Below are 22969 nucleotides of genomic sequence, written 5' to 3' on the forward strand. Positions count from 1 at the left end.
GACGTCCGCAAGAAAGGGAGAGGAATGATGCGCAAGACGGCCGTAACGTTCGCAGCGCTTTCACTGGCTAGTGGAGCTTGGGCGCAAGGCGTGCCCAAGCCGCGTACCGACGCGCCGCTGATCCAGGCGTACAAGATTATCCTGGTGGGGGACTCGACGATGGCGCCTGGCAGCGGCTGGGCGTCCGCGTTCTGCGCAAGCCATGTGAAATCGTCGATCGCCTGCCTCAACCTGGGGCGGGGCGGTCGCAGCACGCGCAGCTATCGCGCGGAAGGGTCGTGGGCGATCGCGCTCGATGAGGCGAAGGTGCGCGGCTACAAGGCGACCTATGTGCTGATCCAGTTCGCGCACAACGACCAGTCGGAAAAATCGGAACGGTGGACCGACCGGACGACGGAGTTCCCCGCGAACCTGAAGCGCTATGTCGAGGAGGTTCGGGGGGCGGGGGCCATCCCGGTGCTGGTGACGCCGTTGACGCGACGCGACTTCAAGGACGGCAGCTTGCAGAATACGTTGGCGGAATGGTCCGACGAGGTGCGGAAAGTGGCGACGGTGATGAAGGTGCCTCTGGTCGATCTTAACGCGCATAGCGCCGCGCTGGTGCAGCAACTCGGCGCGGTGGATGCGGCGAAGCTCGCGATGGCCGAACCACTGCCGGCCGAACTGGCGGCGGCACAGTCAGGCACCACGCTCAAGGCGCGGACGGCGGAGGAGGCGAAACTGCCCGAGGCGCCCGCCAAGCCCAACGGTCCACGTGGCCAGTTCGGGCTGAAGTTCGATCACACGCATGTCGGGGCGGCCGGCGCGCAGGTCTTCGCCCGGATGGTGACGCAGGATCTGGCAGCGGCGGTGCCTGCCTTGCAAGGTCAGCTGGTGCCCTGAGGCGCCTATCTGCGGACGTCGAGGCCGCCCGCCAGATACCTGTCGATGTCGTGCTGGTCGAACAGCGCGGCATCGCCGGCGAGGCTGTGCTTGAGGCAGGTCAGTGCGAGGCCGTATTCAATCGCCAGGGCTTCTCGACCGTCCTCGTCATCGTTCCCCATCAGACCGTGCAGGACACCCGCCGCAAAGGCATCGCCTGCACCGATCCGATCGACGATCCCCGCCACTTCGACTTCGCGCGTCTGCCAGGAGTCCGACGGGGTATCGAGCCGGGCGGTGATCCGGTGGCAGTCGACATGCGCGATGACGCGCGCGGTGGATGCGATCCAGCGGAGATTGGGGAAGGCGGCGAAGGCGGCCTCGGCCGCTTCGCGGCGCCGTTCGGGCCCATCGCCTGAAAACGGCGCATCCAGCAGCAGCGCCATGTCGCGGTGATTGGCAAAGAAAAGATCGGCGTGTGCCACGAGTTCGCGCAGGATGGCGCGGGGATCGCTGTCCCAACTTTCCCACAGGCGAGCGCGGTAGTTCGCGTCGAAAGATATCCGCATGCCGCGAGCGCGCGCTGTCCGCATCGCTGTCATCGTCGCGTCGGCCATCTCTGGGCCGAGCGCAGGCGTGATGCCCGAGACGTGCAACCAGCGGGCGCCGTCCAGCATCGCATCCCAGTCGACTGCGCGCCAATCTGTCGTGGCGAACGCGCTGCCGGCACGGTCGTAGGTTACGTCGCTCGCGCGTAACGACGCTCCTTGCGTCAAGAAATACAGCCCGAGCCGCCCCGGCGCTTCGGCGATCCGCGTCGTGTCCACGCTGGCGCCACGGAGAAACGTCCGCGCGCGCCTGCCCAGCGGTCCGCTCGGCACGACGCTTGCAACCGCGCTGCGCCACTCGAGCGCAGCCAGGGCGACCGCGACATTGGCCTCCGCCCCTCCGATCCGCACGCCGAGCGTATCCGCCTGAGCCAGTAGCGACCCGACGGGGGCGGTAAGTCGCATCAGCACTTCGCCAAAACACACGATGTCCGCGCGTAAATACCGTTCGGGCTTCATCACATCCGATCTCCTAGTAGAGGACTGCCCTATAGGTATGACAAACTGGTATCCACACATTTATCGAACCTCATTGACACAGTGCCTGATGACTCGGCATTGACCGGCAAAACAAAATAGGAGTCGAGGGTGAGGATATCGTCACGCACCATTAAGGTCGCAGCCGCGCGCAAGCGGCGGGCCGCCCTGTTGGCAGGCGCCGCACTAGCGGTACTCGTCGTCGGTACGCCTGCGGTTGGACAAGTGCTTCCGGGCGCGCAGACACCTGCGCCGGATCCGCAGTCGGCAGTCCCATCGGTTCCTGCACCCGCTGAATCTGATAGCGCGACAGCCGACCCCGCTGTTCCGCCATCCGCACCCTCGAGCGATGCCGACATAGTCGTGACCGGCATTCGGCAGACATTGCAGAACTCGATCAACGTGAAGCGCAACGAGACTGCGATCGTCGATGCGCTATCGTCGCAGGATATCGGCGACCTGCCGGCCTTGTCGATCGGCGAGGCGATCCAGACGATTACCGGCGCGACGACGCACCGCGAGAAGGGCGGCGCGTCCGAAATCTCGCTGCGAGGGCTTGGTAGCTTCCTGAGCAACACGACGTTCAACGGACGTGAAGCGACGAACGGCAGCGGCGACCGCGCGGTGAATTTCAACCAGTTCCCGTCCGAACTGGTCAACGGCATCAAGATCTACAAATCGCAGCAGGCGAACCTGCTCGAAGGCGGCGTCGCCGGTTCGATCGAACTCCAGACGATCCGGCCGCTCGACTATGGCAAACGCGCGCTGCAAGTCGAGGCAAAGGCTAACTACAACCCCTATCAGGACCGTATTCGCGGCGAGAGCGCCTGGGGCTGGCGTGGTACCGCAAGTTACATCGATCAATATGATCTCGGCTCACTCGGCAGGGTCGGCATCGCTCTCGGCTTCCAGCGCAACTCGGTGAACAATCCCGAGGAGACTTACGCCGGCAGCAGTACTTGGGTCGCGTGCAATCCCAACGTCGTCGTTGCGGCAGGCAACTGCTCTGAGGTGACCCGCGAGCAGGGGGCTGGGGGAACACCGTTCTATCTTACGCCGAACTCGACGATTTTCCGACAGATCACGGAGAAGGATAAGCGCAACGCCTTCATCGGTTCGCTCCAGTGGCAGCCCTCCGATACGCTCGATATCAACTTGGATTTCCAGTACTCGAAGCGGGATTACAGCGAGGACCGTCATGATCTGACCCTGTCCGAGACGCGCTACGGCTTGAAGAACGTCCAGTATGACGACCAACATCGCCTGCTCTATGCCGAGGGCCTGACCTCCGTGGAGTCGACCGGCAACCTGCTGACGCGCGACGAGAAATATATCGGCGGGGGCGGCAATATCGCCTGGACACCTACTGACCGGCTGACGATCACGGCGGATGCCTCCTATTCGCGCACGGAACGGCGGACGCTCGAACGTAGCGTGCGCCTGCGGACCGATCCGCTGGACGTCAACGGCGTACGGACGCCGCTGAACAACCAGCGTGTGCCGTACATCTATGACGCGCGGAACGGGTTCGCCCCCACCGTCACGCTCGATCCACGGTTCAACGTGAACGACTGGAAGCTGTTCAGCGACGACGCCCGCATTCGTCGCGCGGACGAGTACAAGACTGACGAAATCCTCGCCGGCCGTTTCGACGTCGCGTACACGTTCGACGGATTTCTAAGCCGGATCGACGCAGGTGCCCGCTATTCGCATCGGCGCTATACCGCCTATGACGATCTGGTCGAAACGCTGCAGGATGATCGCACAGTGGATCGTGCCGTCAGCGAAAAATGCCGTACGGCCTTCCCGCAACAAGGCTTCCTTTCCGATGCGCCGACGCAGTCCATCACCAGTTGGGCTACATTCGATACGCTTTGCCAATTCCAGAATTATCTCGGCACCGAAGATCCGGGCGGCAATGCGGACACTCGCTCGGTCGCCAATGCGGATGTGAAGGAAACGGTTTGGTCGGGATATTTGATGGGATCGTACAAGGGTAATCTCGGCGACCTGCCGGTCCGCGGCAATTTCGGCGTCCGCCTCGTCGATACGAGGCTAACGTCCGTCGGATTGCGAAGCGGCCTTGACGTCGTGACGGGCGCCGATGGTTCGATCTCGCTTGTCGGCACCGGTGCGTTCGACGAGGTGTCGATCAAGAACAGCTATTTCCGCGCATTGCCCAGCGTCAACGCCAATTTCGACCTGGCGAGCGACGTCATACTGCGCCTTGCGGCGTACCGTGCGATGTCGCGACCAGCGCCGAGCGATCTAGCAGGCGGGCGGACCGTGCGGCTCGAAGATGGCACGGGGTTCGGGTCGATCGAGGATGCGCTCGGCCAGATAATCGCCAACGGCAGCCCGCGGTTGAAACCGATCATGTCGTGGAACGGCGATGTGGCGCTCGAATGGTATCCGAACCGCGACACGATCGTCTCGGGGACGGTCTACTACAAGCAATTCGCGGGCGGCTTTGTGCCGGTGACGATAGATGAAGAGTTCGAGATCGACGGGCAAACGGTGACCGTGCCGGTGACGCAACGTCAGAACAGCGACGAGAAAAGCCGCGTCTATGGACTGGAAGTGACGCTTTCCAATCGATTTTCGTGGCTGCCCAAACCGTTCGATGGCCTGGGCGGTAAGGTGAGCTACAATTACTCGGATTCGAATTTCAAGAATTACGATATCCGTCTGGGTGACGTAACTGATCCGTCGACCGGGGTCGTCACGCCCGGGATCGTTCCTCCTGCAAATCTCAGCGGCTATTCCAAACATGTCGTCTCGGGCCAGCTCTATTATCAGCTGGGTCCGGTTTCGCTCCAGGGCATCTACAATTACCGATCGAAATATTATCAGGATTTCGTCGGTGGCAATTCGCAACTTCGATATGTCCGGGGTTCCGATACGCTCGATCTGCGTGCCTCCTACAACATCAATCGCAATGTCTCCTTGAGGCTGGAAGCGCTGAACGTGTTGAACGAGCCCAAGGTGACCGACATGCCGGTCGAGGGAAGCAGTCGCCAGTATCACTATTACGGCGCCAAATATTTTGTAGGGGTGCGCGTCCGACTTTGAGGGGCGCTTAGGCTCGGCGACTGGCGGCTTTTCATTGGCGTGTGAAATTGGTAGGACAACCGAAGGATTAAAGGATTTTGCAGCGCCATGGCCGAGCGTCGTCTGTTTCAGGAAGTTGCGGATCGCATTGCAGGGATGATCGCGGAGGGCGTTTTCCCGCCAGGTACGCGTCTTCCTGGCGAACGCGAACTCGCCGAGCAATTCGACGTCAGTCGCGTCACGATCCGCGAAGCGGAGATTGCGCTGCAGGCGACCGGGGTCATCCGCATCAAGACCGGATCGGGCGTTTACGTGTCGGATACGCCAGCGGCAAAGCCCGGCGAGCTTCCTGCGGTCAGCGCGTTCGAATTGACCGAGGCACGCTCGCTGTTCGAGTCCGAGGCGGCGGCTTTGGCGGCGCCGATCATCTCCGACGACCAGATCGAAGTGCTGGACGCGTTGTTGAAGGACATGGCCGAGGAAGGTGCGGATGATGATCGCATCACCGAAATCGACCGTGCGTTCCATCTGACCATAGCCTCGGCATCAGGCAACCGGGCGATCACGCACACGGTGGAGACTTTATGGCGCATGCGGACCGAAATTCAGGATGTCCGCGATACGCACAAATCGGTGTGCCATCATGACGCAAGCGTACGTCACCGGGAGCATGCTGCGATCGTAGACGCCCTGCGGCGACGGGACTCTGTCGCAGCGCGCGCGGCGATGCGCCAGCATTTCAGTCGCTTGTTAGAGGCGATGCTGGATGCGACCGAACAGCGCGAAGCCCAGGCGCTCAAGCTGAAGTCCGCCGCGAGCCGCGCAAGGTTCCTGATGAGCGCCCAGTTGGTATAAATCGCTTATGTCGCAAGGCGGCGGCTGACTGCGCTCTTGTTAGGACATCAGGCAGATGAGCCTTGCCGTCTATTCATCTCAAACGGTTCAACACGTCCGCGGGTAGCTTCCTCGGAACTACAGCTCCGGCAGTCGCAATTCATTGAAATGAACGAATGTCTGAAGTTGGGACGCGCATTCCGGCTGCGGAATGACTGGAAGTGGGTCTCGCCAGTCGCGAGCATTCTAACAGCGAACGCCAATTTGCGGACGGTCCTCTTGCTGATGCAGATACCCGAAAGGGGACGTTCAGTTGCTCCGACCCTTATGGCTTGAGAGGGAAAAAGTAGACCACATCATGGTTGCTACGCGCTCGGCGGCGGCAGCGTTGATCGCATGTCCGCTATGATCGAGCTTTAGGAGATGGATATTGCCTGGGAGCGATGTTGCGGCCTGAAGAGCCTCGATGCCAACACGCTCGTCGGTCGCACCATAAGCAATAAGAGTAGGAGGGCGGGTCTTTCCGGTCAGGTAGGCCAACAGCCCGGTTGTACGAGCCTCGGGTGGAAAATAGCCCTCAAACAGATCCATACTTGAAACAGCCCTGTACTCGCTGACGCGCAGGCGCGTTGATCTATCGACTGGCTGCACAGGGCTACGTGAAGGGTCTGAACGTATCCAAAGGGGCGTGAACTGCTTTCCGGAAACGCGAGCCAGGCGCCTAAAATTTTCAATCGCTTGGTCCGGACTATAAACGAGGGGAACAATCAGCGATAATCCGTCCACGGGAATGTCGTCCTGTGAAGAAACTGCCTTCGCAGCGATGTATCCACCCAAGCTTTCTCCCATGACTATGAGCCTGGAGTGCGGATTTGCTCTTCGCAACTGCCTGACGATCTCCACGACCTCCCGCACGGCACCGTCAAGGTCGGGAGCGGGATAGCGCGATCGATGCCGCGTGCCAGCGTAAGCGGGCTTTACGACGATAGCGCCACGTTGAGCCAGCGCTTCTTGCATGGAGTCGTTCAAGCCGGGAGATATGTCACCGGCCGGCCCTCCAACAAGGTCAAGAACAAGCACAGATGGTGTAATTGGCCGGAATAGCTTCTTCGCATACGCGATCACGGGAACGCGAATGCCATCAACATTCATCGATCCAAGAAAGCTATTGATCTTGGCCGTGGATGAACTGTCCCACACCACGCAACCGCTCCCCGGTGCCTCGACCAGCGCCACCGCATTGATCGGCCTGCCGGCACGGCGAGGGACACTATAGTCGCAGGGGTTGAGGCCGAGCTGCGTTCCTATCTCGTCGAGGTAACCAGCCGGCAGCTTTGTCGCTGCCGTGACGGGCGTCGGGGGCTCTGGCGGCGGCGAGGGAGCTACGAAGTCGGGTGGCCGGGGCGGACTGTCCTGCGCGATTGCCACGGCCGCGCTGGCAAGGAGCAGCACCGCGACTGCGCGGCCTATCCGTGTTGATCGCACAAGCATGCCTCTCGATACGCCATGCAGCTAGCAGTCGCCAGATTGGGAAGCGGCAGCTTTTAGCTCGGTGTGGCGAAAAGTTGCCCGTCGCGGTCGAGAAGGCCGCCTTGCCGTCGGGCGGGAAGGAGATGCTGCATTGCCTTCCGCGAACATGAATGGATGACTGAAGTTGGAGAGCCGAGGATTCCCCGCCAGTGTCTGGAAGTGGGTCATCGCAGACGAAGTCGGGCCGGACGCTCAACAGAGAACGCATGCCGGGAGCTAGTCGCCGGGATCGGAACCCTGATCGCCGATGCGCGCGGCAACTCCTGCAATTGTTCGGAGTGCCGCGCAGCCGGATCGCCTTTCGGGCATTCCGACGTCATCGTGATAAGGTGCAGCCCGGTGAAGGACCGGCAACTAGCTTTCCCGCCCAAAGGAGGCAGTTGGCACTGTCCTGCAGGGCTATATAGTCCCGCCAGTCGTGCGACCTGCGATCGAAGCGTACAACCTGAAAAGAGTCTCTGAGCTTCTCCTTTTCAAACAGTTCGTCAACATGCCGGACATAGCCCTCGTTGCCACCTAGCCGCGTGTCGCCGCCGAACCGGTCCGGGATGTTGATGCCGAAATATTTTTTAGTCACCGCCGGATCGTTAGGATTGTAACCAACGTAGAACCGGTCGAGCTGGGCGAAGATGTCGGCACGCGCTTCGTCCACGCCTGCGCGTACGTGGCCATCTCCGATAGCGGGCGCGAACGCTACCAGCCGTACATCGCCCAACTGTTTAGGAAGGGAATGACCCGGCATGGACGACTGACAGGCGTTGGTTATCCCCTCGTCGTATTTCGGATCGGAGATAGCTGCCAAGGCCACGGCGGCGCCCCTACTGTGCGTCAGGAAGGTCACATCGGTACCTGGCGGCAGCCGCCGCAGAACGTCCCGCAAGCCGCAGTCCCCCGCGTGGTTTGAATAGGTCAGCGAGTCGGCGAAGTAGGCTAGAGGAGCCGGGAATGTCCGCCGCCCCCTGTGGATAGCGTCCCAATAGACCTGCACAAAGTAGAGCGGTTCCGGTTGGTTGGCCAAGATGACTTCGTCGCGGATCCAAGCGTACTCGTTTTCGAATTCAGCGTAGCTGTTGTTGAAGCCCTTGATCAGGAATACCACCCGCCGCGCCTTCGATGCCCGCATATTGGTTACGATTCGGTCAGCGGCCTTATCGAGCAGCGCCTCCCTGTCATAGGGCGGTTGCGAAGTTGCGTAGAAGGTGCGCAGCGCGAAGGCGACATTTCTGTTGGGCGGCTGTGGAGGCAGCTCCAATCCATCCGCACCGTTTGACCGGGGATACGGATCTCCGTCCTGATCGAAGGCTATGCGTTCCACCTTGGCCGGTGCCGCCTGCGAATAGGAGCTCGGCGGAAGGGTGTGGAATCCGGCACATCCTGGCAACGCGAACACCAACAAAATGGACGTCAGTCCAAGATGCAATACTCGCATACAATACCCTTCCCCAAATTGAAATACGAATATGCCCTCCCAGTTCCATGACCGGGAAGATTTTGATAATTGCATGGTTACCGGAACGGAGTCGACGCCAAATGCACCGACCTTGAAACTAAGAAGGTCCGCGCTGCGGCTTGTCTTCCGGAACCGGCCGGCGCGATTGATAAGAGAACTCTTCCGGCAGCAGCGTTGTTATCAGGCGGCGGGGCAGATCGACCCATTTAGCCGGAGCCGTTGAACGCCGGGTAAGGAGCCAACCTCGGAATTGCTATTCACCCGTCTAGCGTGGGATTGACCCGAATGGGCGTGACCGCCCGTGCCGCGAAGGGTGTGGTATGTCCACCTCAAATTGGTATGTGCATCAAGTCGGCAAGTTGACTTATCAGGACAAAGGTGAAACCTTCAGTAACCAAGACGTGGGGGCGTGCGATGGGGCGGATAATCTTCTGGGCGGTGGTGATGTTCTTGTCCGGCGCAAGCGCGGGCCCGGTCCTAGCCCAGAATGACACCGGGCGGGTGTTCACTCCGGCGAAGCAGTTTCCCGGAATTCCAAGTATTTCAGGCGTACCTGTGCCGCGGGAGGGCCTTCCCGGCTTCGATCTGCCGAATGCTCCTCGGGACGGCCGAACGTTGGACGTAGATTGGTTCCCGCACAAGGATGGCGAGACGCCGCTTGCGGCCTGGATCCGAAAGAACCAGCAGGTTCAGCGGCCTTCCCAGCCAGAGGTGATCGCGGCGACCCTTGAGGCACGCGCCAAGGAGCTTTCGATCAGTTGCACATCCTCGACGCTGCTAGCCTGCAAGCAGCGGGACGCCCTGTTCGGGGCAGCAGCCTCCCTGCTCGCCGGGATCGTCGCCGCCCCCGACTGCGACACTGCCGCAAAGGCGTTCGCGCCGCACTATCGATCCGCGGATCCTCCCGAAGCGATATCCCGAAACTACGACATGGCATGCCTTGGTAGCATCCAGCCACGGCGCGAGGGAGCAGGGGTCGAGAAACCTAAGACGGCGCCACCCATCATATCCGCCGGCCTCCGCGATCCAGCTAACGGCATCATGGCCATGATTGGTATCCTGGAACGGGACGGAAATCCGATCTGTGGCTCGCTGATCCGGCCTGACCGCACCATTGTCACGGCCCGTCACTGCTACGACAAGCACCGCTCTGCGTTTGAAGCGCATTCGGTGACGGTCAGACCCGCGTCCGGCCTCGCGGGTCCGTGGAGCATCGTCGGGGTGAAGTCCAAACCGGCAGTCGATACCGATGCCGCAGCCGACGACTGGGTCGTCCTTAATGTAGCATCCGCACCGGACTTCGCCGTGCCCGCTTCGACATTCGCCGCAATGCCGTTCGCCGGAGCGGTGACGGTCGTCGGTCACTTCGCGCATTTCAAAAATGTAGACTACTAGGACGAGACGCTGCCGGGTTGGAAGAAGGGTTTGCGCTTTCCGCGCGATGGCCTGTGCCAGTCCGTACAGGCAGTCCGCGGCTGCCTTCAGATCGCTTGCCAGACGGTGCGCGGTTTCTCGGGTGCGCCGGTATTCCTGCCCTCGGCCGGCGCTGACGGAAAACCCCAGGTCGTGGGGTTTATAAGCCAAGATTATTCGGCGCAGGCGAAGTGCCCGCCGGCCTTGATCGGCGCGACCTTGGCCGTCGCATCCGGTCAGATCGATTAGCACTGCTGCCTTCAAGGAGAGAACTGGTGAGCACAATTAGAAGAGCTTCCTTGGCGGTCGCATCCGGGCTCATCCTCTCAATGCAGCCAGTACACGCCGAGCGGACGGAAATTGTCCGCCAGGCTAGGATGTTCGCGACACCGAGCTGCCCCATCACTCCCGACGAAGTGACCGACCCCGAGTGGGCGGATGCGACCAAGGAGTCGGTGCTTCTCGCGGGCGTCGTCGCCGGCTTGGTGGGCGAACTCGTCAAGGTCGGGCAAACGGCCGTGGGCGACGCGCTAGAGAACGCCTCCAAAGAGAAAGGTATCGTCAAGGAGGCAACGACGCCATTCTTCATGTCGCGCATCAACGTCCGCAACGACTCTTCGAAGACCGCAAAGATCACCTCCATGCCGACCTGCCTAGTGTTGTATGCGGACGGCGCCGGCGACGTCAAAGGCTTTGCCTCCGACCCACAGCTTAAGGCGGCGCTGACGCGGGCAGCGACGGCCGACGGGGTGTCGCTGCCAATTTACGATGGCACCACCACCGTGGTCGATTTGCTAAGGGATGCTGGGATCGAGGTTCTGCCTTCACTCTACGTGGAGGCGCGGGTCATACCGATCCGCGAAGGTATCGTCATACGCCCCGTCCTTGTCTGGTACCGCGAACGCCTTGACCGAGCGCCCTCGTCGAAGACGGCCGCCGAGCTGCATGTGAACCTAGCCGTTCCCGGCGCGGCGGACCTTGGAACCAGCTTCGCCAACGCCCGGTTGCTTCTTCCAAAGCTCTCGCCTGGAGACGCACTCGACTGGAAGTCCCTCAGGTCGACCACGTCGGTGGTGTTCGGCGGCCGGCCGACGACCGGTTTTGTGGAGACCCGACTGGCTTCGATGAACACCGCCTACGCTCTGGTGGGGACGAAGAAGAAGGAACTCATCACCGCAGACCGTACCCTCGCTTCGATGATCCGAAAAGATAGGGTGAAGTCGACTGCCGAGACCCGGGAGGCCTTGGAGGCGGCCCGACTGGCGCAGGTGGATGCGACGAGCGACTTGGCCAGCGCGAATGCCTCTAGGGACGGCCTCGAGTCGGTTTCCGCGGGTGCGACCAACGCGAAGGTCAGGTTCGTCGTCGTCCGCGACGAGAACGCGTTCGGCCTGGCGATCGCAAAGGCGCTCAAGGGGCAGGCTGAGGCCGCGGGCAAGGCGGCAACCACCGCCCTTACACCGAAGTCCGAGTGGGCAGCGTCCGATACCGGATACGCTACCGCGCTCGCGGCCGTGGCAACGAAGCAGCGCGAATACGACACGGCGGTCGGCACTGGTCCGGGCGACATCGCGAAGCTTGCGGACGAACTCTTCGTGCTGAAGGCGAAGCTGAACGAGGCCGCCGCGGCTACGAACCGCCCGATCCCCTATCCAAGCCTCCTCTGAGGGTTGGCGGACGGGATGCGGCGACGCCGTCCCGTGTGCGCGCCCGCTGCGCGGGAGTTGGGGTGGATCGGGCATCTTCGGTCCGGAGGGTTTCCGCTTCAGACTGGGCTTCGAGGTAATCCCAACCGCTTTGGCGCCCCTTTCGTCACGGCGGAGGACCCAGCTCCGCCAACGCATCCTACACGGCCTCACGCCCACCAGTCGGCAAACGGCCCAGCTAGCCGAGTTTGAACCTGAATGGATGTTCGAAAGTGGGCTGAGGCGAGTACGCGCTGAGCGTCCGCTTTTGAGTCGAGCTTCCCCTCCGATTCCTCCACGTTCGTCGGCGCAGTGAAGAATTTAGTTTTAGCCGAGCTGACCCTCCCATATAGAAGTCCACTCGTTGATGCCGAGGTGGCTCGGTTTTAGGATCGTAGAACAATACGTGCAGGAACGTTTGTTCGCTGGCTGGATGTTGGGGCAACCTCTTCCTTCATCGCGATGGGTCTTGGAATAATCGCGGTCGCGCCGACCGAGGCCGCTGTACAGTTAGTCGAGCCGTCTCCAGCGGCAATGCTGAGGCTTGATGCATTTGCGCAGTGCTTGGCAAAAACATATCCGGTTGAAATGCACAAGTTCCTGGCGGCGCCGCAATCGACCGAGACGGCGCGTGCGTTCCGCGCCTTCATAGCAGCACGTCGGGCCTGTCCTTACACCGCTCCTGGCCCTGACAACTTCGTCTATTACACCGGTGCCGCTGCGCGCTTTTACCTACGACAGGCCCGTTTTCAACTTATGGGTCGAAACATTGCACGTTCTGTCAATTCGACGGGGTATATCTGTATCATGCAAAAGGCACCAAGGATGGTTGACCGCATTCTTGCTTCGACCCCGGGGACCGCTAGCTACGAGCAAGCTTTCCACGATGTCCAGCCGATCGTCGATCTGTGCATTGCCGATCCCAAAGCGCGCCCGACGCGATATCTAGCGGGCGCGGGGCTTTCAGTCTTTACCTATCGCTTCGCTGGCCTTCGATAATCTGAGGCGTAAGCCGGACCTGAACGAACGTCCGTTTGTGGGCGCCGCAATTTTGCGCTCGGATGTCCGCTCATGGGTCTGGCCGGAAGCCGTAGGCCAGGGGGTGATCGCCACTTGCGGACGTTGACACCGCACTTCTAACTTCCCGATAACGGACGTTGGATCGTGTATCCGGAGACGCGCACCGGGAGGCGCAGGGAGATTGTCGTGAAGCGTCGATTTATTTTGGCCGCTTGTACTTCGATGATATTCGCGCCGTTCGCGACTAACATCTATCTCATGGAAAACCGTCCGGTGGTGTCCGTAGGTTCTCATTTCACGGCCATTCCTGCCGATTGGCTTTGCGGGCGTGTGAATTCGGGACCTTACTGCGTCGAAGTAACCGAACGCGACAGGCATCTCGAAATGTGGTCACTCCTTTTGTTGATCTTCGTGGGCCTTCCCGCCCTTCTTCGTCAGATACCTGACGTGCTGAAACGACAAAGATCGAGCGCGGTAGCTCGGGCGTCGAAACGACAGCCTTTCGAATAAGCCGGCTGTCCGCTTTCCTTTCCAATCACGACATTTGCGAGCGGATAGCCGGGCTTGAAAATCGGTTACTCGTAAATATGACCCAGCGTCCGAAGTTGGGGAGCGAGGGGAGGGGCGTGAACGTCGGGTTCTGGGTCTGTTCACGGGCCCGAATGACTGACCCGCTGCGTGCGCGCTGCCAGTCTACGCGAGTGATTGACCACGCGCCGGCAGAACGCCGCTGGCCAACCGGGACTGCAGGCCAATGGGTACCTATCGACGCTAACCGTCGCGCCGGCATGAGTAAGGAAGCAGCTTGCTATCCAAGAGAAATTGCGCAGGACTGCGTGGCATGAAGCGCGTGCAACGTCTTGTAATCCTTGGCGGAGGAACCGCGGGGTGGATGACCGCCGCGGCCATGAGCGCCACGTTCGGCGACCTGGTCAACATTAGCATCCTCGAATCTGACGCAATCGGCACCATCGGTGTCGGCGAAGCGACTATCCCGACGATCCACTGGTTCAACCAGTTGATCGGACTGGACGAGGAGGCATTCGTCGCGGCGACGAAAGCGAGTTTCAAGCTCGGCATCGAATTCGTCGATTGGGCGCGACCCGGCACGCGGTATTTCCACCCGTTTGGTCGCTACGGCGTCGATCTTGGACTCGTGCCGTTCCACCAGCACTGGTTGCGCGGGAAGGGAGACGGACTCGATCGGCCGCTTTCGGTTTATTCGCTGGCCGCGCAGCTTGCCGCCGCCGGCCGCTTCGCGAAGCCCGTGGACGATCCGCGGTCGATCCTGTCGACGCTCGGCTATGCCTATCATTTCGACGCCGGCCTCTACGCCCGCCACCTGCGCCAACTTGCAGAGAAACGCGGCGTCGTCCGGCACGAGGGCCTGCTGCGCGATATCGAGCGTCATCCCAAAACCGGCTTCGTCACCGCCTTGACGAGCGACCGGGGCGAGCGGCTGGAGGGCGAGCTCTTCATCGACTGCTCGGGGTTTCGTGCGCTGCTTATCGGCGAGACGATGGGCGCTCGGTTCGAGGACTGGTCGCATTGGCTGCCCTGCGATCGCGCAGTCGCCGTGCCGTGCGCGCGCATCGCGGCAACGACGCCGTTCACGCGGTCGACGCTGCGCCCCGCCGGCTGGCAGTGGCGGATCCCGCTCCAGCACCGCACCGGCAACGGCTATGTCTATGCAAGCAGTTTCGTGTCGGACGACGAGGCGGTGGCGACCCTGCTCTCCAACCTAGACGGCGAAGCGCTGGCAGATCCACGGATGCTGCGCTTTACCGCAGGGTTCCGGCGCGAGGCATGGCGCGGCAATGTTGTCGCGATCGGGCTGTCATCGGGGTTCCTCGAGCCGCTCGAGTCGACCAGTATCCACCTGATCCAGAGCGGTATCGCGAAGCTTATCACGCTGTTCCCGGATGCCGATTGCGACCCCGTACTGGCGCGTCAGTTCAACACGCTGTTCGCACGTGATATGGACGGCATCCGCGACTTTCTGATCCTGCACTATCACGCCACGCAGGGCCATGACGCGCCGCTCTGGCAACACACTCGCCATATGACGCCGCCTCCCACGCTGGTCGACAAGATCGCGCAATATACGCGCGCCGGACGTCTGATGTTGAGTGCCGACGATCTGTTCCGCGAGGCAAGCTGGCTCGCGGTGCTGGAGGGGCAGGGGGTGGGCGCCTTGGGCCATGCGCCGTTGGCCGATACCCTCGATGCGGCGACAAACCGCCGCCAGCTCAACCAGATCGAGACTGTCATCGCGCGCGCGACGCCCACGCTGCCCTTGCATGACGCGGCCATCGCAGCGCTCGTTGCCCCGCAGGTCGCCGGGAGATGACGACGCCCGACGTGCGGGCGCGCCGTATCGGTACGGAAGGGGAGCCGGTGGTCGTCATCGACCACTTCGTCCCCGATCCCCACGCGCTGCGAGTTTTTGCCGCGACGCAGGATTATGGCCCGGCAGGACGACATTACCCCGGAATCGCCGCGTCGCTTCCCGATAGCTATATGCGCGATCAAGGGGCGCTCATCGCGACGATCGCGAAGCAGGTTTTTGGGATGTCGGCCGGGCTGTCGCTGCTGGAGGCGCGCTTCTCGATCGTGACGATGGCGCCGTCCGCGCTGTCGATCGAGCAACGCCTGCCGCACGTTGATGCGGTGGAGCCCGGACGGCTGGCGCTGATCCATTATCTCGTGCCCGACGAAACCGGCGGTACCGCGTTCTACCGGCATCGTTCGACCGGGTTCGAGACGATCGACGCCAGTCGCCGCGATCCTTACTTCGCCGCGCTCAACCGGGATCTGGCGAAGCACGGCGCACCCGAGTCCTATATCGCCGGCGACACGCCGCTGTTCGAACGGATCGCGCGCATCGACGGCGTGTACAATCGGGCGCTGCTGTATCGCAGCAGCCTGCTGCATTCGGGTGAGATCGCGGACGGCACGTCGCTGGCGTCCGACCCGCAAACCGGACGCCTGACGATCACTGGCTTCTTCGCCGGTTAGCGAGCCTCCGGCGGCTGCACGGCGAGATAGACCGTGCTCCACAATTGCGCCGCGTTTGATTCGTCGACATCGGCCTTGCCTGCACCGAAGGCGACGATGCGGTAGCCGCCGTCTTTGTACGTCCACGACCAGAGTTCCGATCCGCGGATCGTCCTGCCTGCCGCTATCGCGCGCCACAACGCCGCCTGTGCCGTCCTGAGCCGCGTCCGGGTCGCCGCGGGCAGGTCAGTCCGCTGCAACTGGCGTTCAAGCCCCGCCGCCAGCAACGCCTGCTGCCACGACCAGACGACTGCGCCGTGATATGCCGCGGGCGTAAAGCGCGCCTGTGCCGCCCCATCGGCGAACGCCGGATTAGCTACCAGCAAGCCGATGTCGGTCATCAGACCCGCCGGGAAGGGCTGCATGATCCCGCCCACAAAGGTATCGAGATCGTTTGAGGACGGTCGCCCGAACAACAGCGCAAAGCCCTCGTCCGAATTGACGATCTTAACCGGCGCGCCATCGGCGCCCAAAGATAGCGCATGAAATACGACCGGGGCCTTGCCCAGTGCCGCCAGCGCCGGTGCTGCGGGCAGGCCAAGGGTCGCTGCATAGCGCCGCACGCCCGCCGCGGCCGTTGCAGCAGGAATTTCGACGCGGAACAGCGCGGGTGCCTTTGTCCGCCAGACTTCGGCCATCGTGCCGGCCCGCCCAAACGCCGCGCGATCGCCCGCCGACAGATATCTGTCGAGCAGTCCGGCCTGCGCGAGGCGATCTGCCGCTTCGATCGCCGCGGGGACTAGGGCGGCGTTCACGTCATACGCGTAAATGCCGCGGCCAAGGCCTTCATTGCTGTCGCGCCACTCGCCGGTCATCCGCCCGGGCTTGATCGCGACGAGGTTGCGGGCCGATGGGGCTGCGGCGAACGCACTCGCCTGCGCCAGCACGAAGCGGAGATTGCGGACCAGCGCTGCACCGACCGTCTCGCCGCGCCCCGGCTGGCTCTCGCTTGCTAGCGGCGCGGCCAGATAGGCGGACGCACGTGCTTTGTCCGCCCCGAGCAGATAGTCAGCGGCGACCGGTCCGAGCATGTAATCGTCGTCGACCATGCCATAATCGAGTTCGGCGGCGTCACCGCTGCGGCTCGTTTTGCGATTGGCGAGGATCGCGAATTCGCCAATCCCTTCTTCATGCGCGACTTCGCCGCCAGCCGACAGTCGCGCGATGACGGCATTGAGGCCAGCTTCGATCGCGACGGGTTTGAGCGCCGGCATCAGCAGCCGCAACGACATCAGCGTGTCGCGCCCGAAATACGTATCGAAGCGCCAGGAACCCGCCAGGAACTTTTCCCGATAGCTGAGAAACGCCAGTGCATTGCGCGCGGCGGGATCGGCGGCCGCCGTCGCATTGAGCAACTCCGCCGCCGGGATAGGGGTCAACGGTGCGTCGCCGGTCAGCGCAGTGATCTCCAACCGGATCTGCCCGTTCGGGCCGGCAACGATGGCGCCCCGGTCGATCCGCCCCTCGACAACCCGCAGCGTCAGTTCATAGCCTGCCGCCCCGTCGAGGCGCTTGCGGTGCCACGTGATTACATCCCCGGCGATTGCCGGCGTCGCGGCGAGTTCCACGGGGAACGTCCCAACTGCCTGATAGTCGCGCAGGAAGCGGATGTTGGACAACACCGCCTGCTTTGGAACCAGCCGCGGCGCATCGACGGTCGCGACCGCAACGATGCCGTGCAGGCTCCCGCGGTTCAACGGTAGCGGTGCCTGGTCCAGCCGCCAGGTCACGGGGCGTGCGGTGTTCGCGAACCACAGGCCGACACCGCTGTTGCCCGCCGGAAACGCTACCAGGATGCGCGGATCGTTACCGTTGCGCAGCAGGACATGCGCCGCCACCGCCTTGTCGCGGACGAAGGCGTTGAGGTTCTTCCCCTCGGTCAACTGATACGCAAGCTCCGGTCGAGCCGTGATCGGCGCCGCGGCGCAAGTGAGGAGTACGAGGCCACCCGCCATCGCCATGCGCGCTATCGTCTTCATGATTGTCACTCCGCGAAAAGGGGCGGCAGAACAGTTGCCTGCTCGCCGCCCCGTTTGAACCCCCAAATCGTCAGTCGTTCAGAATTTCAGCGTAACCGATCCGCCATAGGTCGTGCCGACAATGCCGCGGGCATAGAAATAGCCATCGGTTACCGCCTGTGTCTGGCCCTGCCGCGGATTGCCCTCGGTCAGGCCAACGACATTGAAGATGTTGTCGGCGTTGAAGTTCGCCTGGATCCGTTCGTTGACGTTGATCGTGATCCCCGCGCTGGTCACGCCGTAGCTGGGGAGAGCGACCCCGTTGCCGGCATCCGCGAAGATCCGCCCGACATATTTGTAGCGGCCGTACACTTCGCCCAAGCCATTCGGCAGCTTGATCGCTGGCGTGATCGTGAACAGCTTGGCGGGCGTGCGTTCGGGGCGGTTGCCTTCGTACTGAGCACCCTGGCTAACGCCGTCGATCTCGAGGTTGAGCAGCTTGGGTTGCTGGAACACGCCCTGGAAATCCACCGAGAACCACGTGATCGGACGGACGTTCACATCCACTTCGACGCCACGGGTGCGCAGGTCGGCGTTGATGTTCTGCTGTTGCGACGGGTTGGTCGGGTTGGCAAAATTGTAGTTCTGGTTCTTGAAGTTGGTCTGGAAAACAGTCGCCGAGCCGCTGATGAAGCGCTGGTATTGATAGCGGACGCCCGCCTCATACAGCTCGATCGTCGTGATCGGATCGGTGTTGTTGGTCTGGAAACCGTTCGCATAGCGTGCGTAGATCGCGAGGTTCGGCGTGAACTGATAGTTCGCGCCGGCGGTGTACGCTGCCTTGGACTGCGTCCGTTGCGTCCGTGCAAAGGTCCCGTCGAAGGTCGATCCGACCGTGCGGATAAGGCCGGGTACGCCCGGCTGCACCGCCTGGTTCACCGCCGCTGCCTGGCCGTCCAGGAACGTCGCGGAGTCGCGCTCCCAGCGGATGCCGCCGTCGAGATGCAGGTCGCCGATCGACAGCTCGTCATTGGCATAAAACGAGACGGTCGAATCCTTGCGCGTGCGGATGCCCGCGCCCCAGTCACCATATGAAACCAAGCCGTTGTCGGACAGCGTGCCGACGACGCCGTTTGCCGCGTTCAGCGCGACGATATCGTAGATGTCGCTGTTCGACCGCACGTCGTTGACGACGCTCGCCGTCGCCGACTGGTCCTGCTCGCGTGTCACGTCGTAGTACATCGCGCCGACGGTCAGCGAGTTCTTGAAGCCGCCGCTCTCATATTCCCACGTGCCGCCGCCGTTGAGACCAAAATCCTTGCCGTCGATATAATCGTGGTTGAGCGTCGTGCGCTGGAGGAAGCCATTGCCGTTCAGCGCATTCAGATCCGCAGTCTGGTTGCTACCCAGCACGGTGCCGGTCCGCAGGTTGCGGATGCCGAAGCGCGTCGCGGTCGGGAACGCCGTTCGACCCGCGGTCAAAAGGTCGTTGATCGGCGAACCGGCGCCGGGCGTCAGATAATTGACGGCGCTGGTCAGACCGGCGTTTCCGGTGCCCGAGCCGGGGAACAGGCCGTTGAAGTCGTACGAGTATTTTAGGTAGCGACTGTGCAGAAACAGGTTGACGCTGTCGCTGACCGGCGTTTCCATGTCGATGCGGAACTGAGCAGTCTTCGACTTGATGCCATCCTGATAACGGAATTCGCGGAAGCCGCTTGGATGCGCAAAGGTCGAGACCGGGACCTGGATGCTCTTGAATGCATCACCGCCCACATTGCCGAACTGAGTGCTGAGGCTTGGGATACCGCTCGGCTCGCCATCGGTGAAGCGGTACGGCTGATCCGCGTAATAGGCATTCTCGATATCGCCGCCCTTGGCCGAGATCCGGATATAGCCACCGGCCTCGGGGCGATATTCCAGCGCGCCCTTGATGCGCCAGCCGCGATAGTCGAACGGGTTGTCACGCACGCCGGGGCTCGACTGGAAATAGCCGCCGACGTTGAACGCCAGCTTGTCGGTGATAGGCGACGACAGGTACAGTTCGCCGCGCTTCTGGCCGTAATTGTAGTAGCTGCCGCGCGCCATCGCTTCGGTACGCGTGAAGTTCGGTGTCTTTGAGATGAAGTTGATCGTCGCGCCCGCACCGTTGACGGTCAGCACGCCCGACGAGCCGCCCTTCACCGCTTCGAGGCGATCGATGGTCAGGTCCTGGTCGAAGAAGAAATCGGCACCGCCGCCGCTGTACAGGATCGGCATGCCGTCTTCTTCCAGCTGGATGAAGCGCTGGCCGCCACCTTGCAGGCCGCGCACCGAATAATTGTTCGATACGGCGCCCGCGGTCGACTCGACGAAGATGCCGGGGATCAGTTCGAGCATGTCCGCGGTCGACCGCGGAGCCTTGCGGTCGATATCGGCACGCGACGCTAGCGTAATATCAGCTGACGATGTTATTAGAGCTCGATTACGGGTCGTTTGCCCCGTGACGACTATGTCCGCGTTCTCATCAGATGCGCTTACCCCAGTTGGGGCGGTTGTATCCTGCGCAACTGCAGTTGATACTTGAGTTGTCGAGCGGGGTGCCACCATAACCCCAGTCGCGAGCACGGCCGTGCGGCCATTGAATGACACGATCTTCAGACCGGAAGCGCTAGCGATCCGGCGGAGGCCGTCGGCGACTGCAAGATTGCCCTTGACTGCGACGATCCGTCGACCGCGCGTAGCGTCTTCAGGCGCAATGATCTGAATGCCCGCCTGACGTGCGAATGCGACGATACCGGTCGATGCAGACTGCGCGGCGACATCAAAGTTTCGGGTCTGTCCGAAAGCAACTGCTGGCGATGCGGCAACCGCGACGCTGGTCAACATAAGGCCCATATAGAACTGCGAACGCATTATAATCCTCCCCTTACGTGCTGCCGACCGCGTCTTTGGCGCGTCTGCAGGAGAAGATGCGTCGCGCTCCCGTTTCCGTCAGGATTTGCGAGATTTATTTTACGATCCGTAAATCAGTGCCGTCTCTCTCGATCTTCGCACCCGTCATCATCGCAGCCGCGCGGGCGAACCCGTCCAGATCATCGGTGCGAAACCAACCCACGATCCTGCGATCGGCTAGTTGTGTATCGACGGATAATTGTCGCCTATTGTACCGGTTGAACTCGGCTGCAGCGTCGCCAAAAGTCATACCATCGAGTATGATTTCACCCTGTCGCCATGCTAATGACTCGGCGGGCTTCGCATTTGCGACAACGGTTTCGGCGGTACCGGACACATCTGCTACGCTTGCCTGCTTGCCAGCGCTTAACATGACGAAGCGTTCCGGGGCACCAACCGACCAGACTCGAACACGCCCTTCCGTTACTGTTACCTCAGCGCGGCCCAGATAACGGCGAACCGCGAAGGCCGTCCCAACCGCACGAACCCGGACGTCGCCCGCAGAGACCACAAACGGTCGAGCATGATCCTTTGCTACCGCGAACCAAGCCTCGCCATCGTCAAGCGCTACCGACCGCTGCTCCGGCGTCATTCGAACGCGAGTGCGGCTAGCGGTGTTGAGAACGATGGTTGATCCGTCTTCAAGCTTGGCTAGACGGCGCTCGCCGACAGCCGTTTCTATCCCCATGCTGCCGTGCGTTTCTAGCCAGACCCCGCCTACGGCCGCGGCAGCAACCGCTAAGGCCCCGCTGACCGTCAGTACTCGCCGACGCGAGAATAACGGTCTCGCTACTATGCGGGCATCGGCCGCGTCCAACCCACTCCAAACAGCACGGGCACGCAGCAAGGCACCAACGTGGCGCGGATGTTCTGCACACCAACGGTCGACCTCGAATGCCAAGTTCGCATCGTCTGGTGCGCGATCCAGCCGCGCGACCCACCGCGCTGCAGCGACGTCGATAGCGTCAGGATGGTCGCGCATTGCGGTTCCTTTCGTTTCGCGATGGCAAGTCTGCCCTGTCATCTGTTGAAAGGCCACCAAGGATAATTTTTAATCCCCGTGCCAGATCGTTTTCGACGATCATCTCAGTCACGCCCAATGCTTCTGCGATATGGCGCTGCGATAGTCCTTCGACCTTTCGCATGCGAAAAATGGTTCGGCTTCGCTCTGGAAGCGCGGCTAGAAGATGTTCGACTTTCGCTAATAGTCCCCGCCCTGCGACGATACGTTCAGGTGACAGATGGTCGGCAGCTAGCGCAAGTTCGAGATCGGCAATGGTTCCAACGGCCTCGATACGCACGACGCGAGCCCGGCGTAGCTCGGTCAGGACCACATTGCGTGCTGTCTGAAACAGATAACGACGCGGATCCTCTACACGCTTGAAATCTGCCAACGCGGCCAACCGGCAATAGGATTCCTGGACGACATCATCTACATCAATGCCGGGAAATCCGGCCCGGAGCCACCGTCGCAACTCGGGCTCGTGCGGCAGAATCTGCCGGGCAACCCAGTTTACGAGTTCAGTAGTTACGTGCCTCATTTTACTCCTGACCACAGCATAGATGCATGGCCGCGATATTTCCGTCACGATTTTACCGAGCGAGAACCAAATTTGTGCTCCCATCATTCGATGGCGCCGGCTGTGGATCGGCGCCGAAAGCTCTGCCATGGCAGAGTATCGCTAATTTATTGGAACTACCTCGAAAACCTACATGGTAGGGGCTAGATCGGCGCCGATCGGAACCCTTCCCTGACCGACATTTTGCAAATGGTTGCAGTCAGTTGCTTCGCTAGCAGCAGGGGCTCGCTTTCGACGCTGATCCCCCACCGCTGATAGATTGAGTTCGTCTCACTGAGCCATGAGCATTGGGCGGCATGGCTTGCACGTACAAAGCCTCTTTGAGTTCGAAAATCGGCGACATTTCGTGCAGGCTGAAGATGAACGAACGGCAGAGATGGGGAAAGAGGAAATTGCTCGTGAGTGTCCGCTTGTGATGACGTGGACGGCTCTCCAACCCTCCAGCAGAATGTCCTGCGGAGAGTCGAAGGAGAGCAGCGATGGGAAACGTCACAACGATCGGTCTGGATATCGC

15 protein-coding genes are annotated in these 22969 nt (G+C 61.7%); 8 read left to right on the forward strand and 7 right to left on the reverse strand.

The window, feature by feature from the left end; genetic code table 11:
* Positions 1-27 precede the first annotated feature (27 nt).
* A complete protein-coding gene (locus ASE79_RS19775; protein ID WP_056421009.1) occupies positions 28-882 on the forward strand; it encodes a rhamnogalacturonan acetylesterase in 855 nt (284 codons plus the stop codon).
* Between the two features lie 5 nt (positions 883-887).
* Here the strand turns inward: ASE79_RS19775 and ASE79_RS19780 are convergent, their stop codons facing one another.
* Positions 888-1928: a sugar kinase gene (locus tag ASE79_RS19780; protein ID WP_056420969.1), complete on the reverse strand. Its 1041-nt coding sequence runs from the start codon at positions 1926-1928 to the stop codon at positions 888-890.
* Between the two features lie 381 nt (positions 1929-2309).
* Here ASE79_RS19780 and ASE79_RS19785 point away from each other — a divergent pair, with 381 nt between their 5' ends.
* Complete coding sequence (locus tag ASE79_RS19785; protein WP_200910427.1) at positions 2310-5018, forward strand: TonB-dependent receptor; 2709 nt, start codon at positions 2310-2312, stop codon at positions 5016-5018.
* Positions 5019-5105: 87 nt separating this feature from the next.
* Positions 5106-5852 (forward strand): FadR/GntR family transcriptional regulator, encoded by a 747-nt coding sequence (locus ASE79_RS19790; RefSeq protein ID WP_055876779.1) that lies wholly within the window; start codon positions 5106-5108, stop codon positions 5850-5852.
* A gap of 288 nt (positions 5853-6140) precedes the next feature.
* Here the strand turns inward: ASE79_RS19790 and ASE79_RS20600 are convergent, their stop codons facing one another.
* Positions 6141-7283, reverse strand: a complete 1143-nt coding sequence (locus ASE79_RS20600) for an alpha/beta fold hydrolase (protein ID WP_162237080.1) — start codon at positions 7281-7283, stop codon at positions 6141-6143.
* Positions 7284-7677: 394 nt separating this feature from the next.
* Positions 7678-8790 carry an alpha/beta hydrolase gene (locus ASE79_RS19795; protein ID WP_156359795.1) on the reverse strand — a complete coding sequence of 371 codons (1113 nt, stop codon included), beginning with the start codon at positions 8788-8790 and terminating at the stop codon, positions 7678-7680.
* Positions 8791-9225: 435 nt separating this feature from the next.
* Between ASE79_RS19795 and ASE79_RS19800 the strand changes: the two genes are divergently transcribed.
* The 5 genes from ASE79_RS19800 to ASE79_RS19815 all read left to right on the forward strand — a co-directional run bounded on the left by ASE79_RS19800 (position 9226) and on the right by ASE79_RS19815 (position 15947).
* On the forward strand, positions 9226-10206 hold the full coding sequence (locus ASE79_RS19800) for a hypothetical protein (protein ID WP_056420975.1): 981 nt from the start codon (positions 9226-9228) through the stop codon (positions 10204-10206).
* A gap of 293 nt (positions 10207-10499) precedes the next feature.
* Positions 10500-11891 (forward strand): hypothetical protein, encoded by a 1392-nt coding sequence (locus ASE79_RS19805; RefSeq protein ID WP_156359796.1) that lies wholly within the window; start codon positions 10500-10502, stop codon positions 11889-11891.
* A 606-nt stretch (positions 11892-12497) separates the two neighbouring features.
* Positions 12498-12908: a hypothetical protein gene (locus tag ASE79_RS21180; RefSeq protein ID WP_162237081.1), complete on the forward strand. Its 411-nt coding sequence runs from the start codon at positions 12498-12500 to the stop codon at positions 12906-12908.
* 862 nt (positions 12909-13770) lie between these two features.
* Positions 13771-15279 carry a tryptophan halogenase family protein gene (locus tag ASE79_RS19810; protein ID WP_056420981.1) on the forward strand — a complete coding sequence of 503 codons (1509 nt, stop codon included), beginning with the start codon at positions 13771-13773 and terminating at the stop codon, positions 15277-15279.
* Positions 15276-15947: a DUF6445 family protein gene (locus tag ASE79_RS19815; RefSeq protein ID WP_056420984.1), complete on the forward strand. Its 672-nt coding sequence runs from the start codon at positions 15276-15278 to the stop codon at positions 15945-15947. Before ASE79_RS19810 ends, ASE79_RS19815 begins: the two co-directional genes overlap by 4 nt.
* On the opposite strand, the gene ASE79_RS19820 is transcribed toward ASE79_RS19815, so the two are convergent.
* From ASE79_RS19820 to ASE79_RS20610, 4 genes are all read right to left on the reverse strand, one after another.
* A complete protein-coding gene (locus ASE79_RS19820; protein WP_056420987.1) occupies positions 15944-17965 on the reverse strand; it encodes a hypothetical protein in 2022 nt (673 codons plus the stop codon). The genes ASE79_RS19815 and ASE79_RS19820 overlap by 4 nt on opposite strands.
* Before the next feature lie 78 nt (positions 17966-18043).
* The gene (locus ASE79_RS19825) at positions 18044-20836 is read right to left on the reverse strand and encodes a TonB-dependent siderophore receptor (RefSeq protein ID WP_056420988.1); all 2793 of its coding nucleotides are present in this window, start codon (positions 20834-20836) and stop codon (positions 18044-18046) included.
* A gap of 94 nt (positions 20837-20930) precedes the next feature.
* A complete protein-coding gene (locus ASE79_RS20605; protein ID WP_082445485.1) occupies positions 20931-21857 on the reverse strand; it encodes a FecR family protein in 927 nt (308 codons plus the stop codon).
* Positions 21841-22545, reverse strand: coding sequence for an RNA polymerase sigma factor (locus ASE79_RS20610; protein WP_235517092.1), 705 nt, complete (start codon positions 22543-22545; stop codon positions 21841-21843). The genes ASE79_RS20605 and ASE79_RS20610 overlap by 17 nt, the downstream gene beginning before the upstream one ends.
* Positions 22546-22969: the final 424 nt, after the last annotated feature.

Source organism: Sphingomonas sp. Leaf28, assembly GCF_001421685.1.
In the GTDB taxonomy this organism is placed as follows: domain Bacteria; phylum Pseudomonadota; class Alphaproteobacteria; order Sphingomonadales; family Sphingomonadaceae; genus Sphingomonas; species Sphingomonas aurantiaca.

Bases quoted from the DNA above. Each gene is read 5' to 3' on its own strand.
- ASE79_RS19780 (WP_056420969.1), bottom strand. From the start codon at position 1,928: ATGAAGCCCGAACGGTATTTACGCGCGGACATCGTGTGTTTTGGCGAA.
- ASE79_RS19825 (WP_056420988.1), bottom strand. From the start codon at position 20,836: ATGCGTTCGCAGTTCTATATGGGCCTTATGTTGACCAGCGTCGCGGTT.
- ASE79_RS19815 (WP_056420984.1), top strand. From the start codon at position 15,276: ATGACGACGCCCGACGTGCGGGCGCGCCGTATCGGTACGGAAGGGGAG.
- ASE79_RS19775 (WP_056421009.1), top strand. From the start codon at position 28: ATGCGCAAGACGGCCGTAACGTTCGCAGCGCTTTCACTGGCTAGTGGA.
- ASE79_RS19810 (WP_056420981.1), top strand. From the start codon at position 13,771: ATGAAGCGCGTGCAACGTCTTGTAATCCTTGGCGGAGGAACCGCGGGG.
- ASE79_RS19795 (WP_156359795.1), bottom strand. From the start codon at position 8,790: ATGCGAGTATTGCATCTTGGACTGACGTCCATTTTGTTGGTGTTCGCG.
- ASE79_RS19820 (WP_056420987.1), bottom strand. From the start codon at position 17,965: ATGAAGACGATAGCGCGCATGGCGATGGCGGGTGGCCTCGTACTCCTC.
- ASE79_RS20610 (WP_235517092.1), bottom strand. From the start codon at position 22,545: ATGGCAGAGCTTTCGGCGCCGATCCACAGCCGGCGCCATCGAATGATG.
- ASE79_RS19800 (WP_056420975.1), top strand. From the start codon at position 9,226: ATGGGGCGGATAATCTTCTGGGCGGTGGTGATGTTCTTGTCCGGCGCA.
- ASE79_RS19790 (WP_055876779.1), top strand. From the start codon at position 5,106: ATGGCCGAGCGTCGTCTGTTTCAGGAAGTTGCGGATCGCATTGCAGGG.
- ASE79_RS20605 (WP_082445485.1), bottom strand. From the start codon at position 21,857: ATGCGCGACCATCCTGACGCTATCGACGTCGCTGCAGCGCGGTGGGTC.
- ASE79_RS21180 (WP_162237081.1), top strand. From the start codon at position 12,498: ATGCACAAGTTCCTGGCGGCGCCGCAATCGACCGAGACGGCGCGTGCG.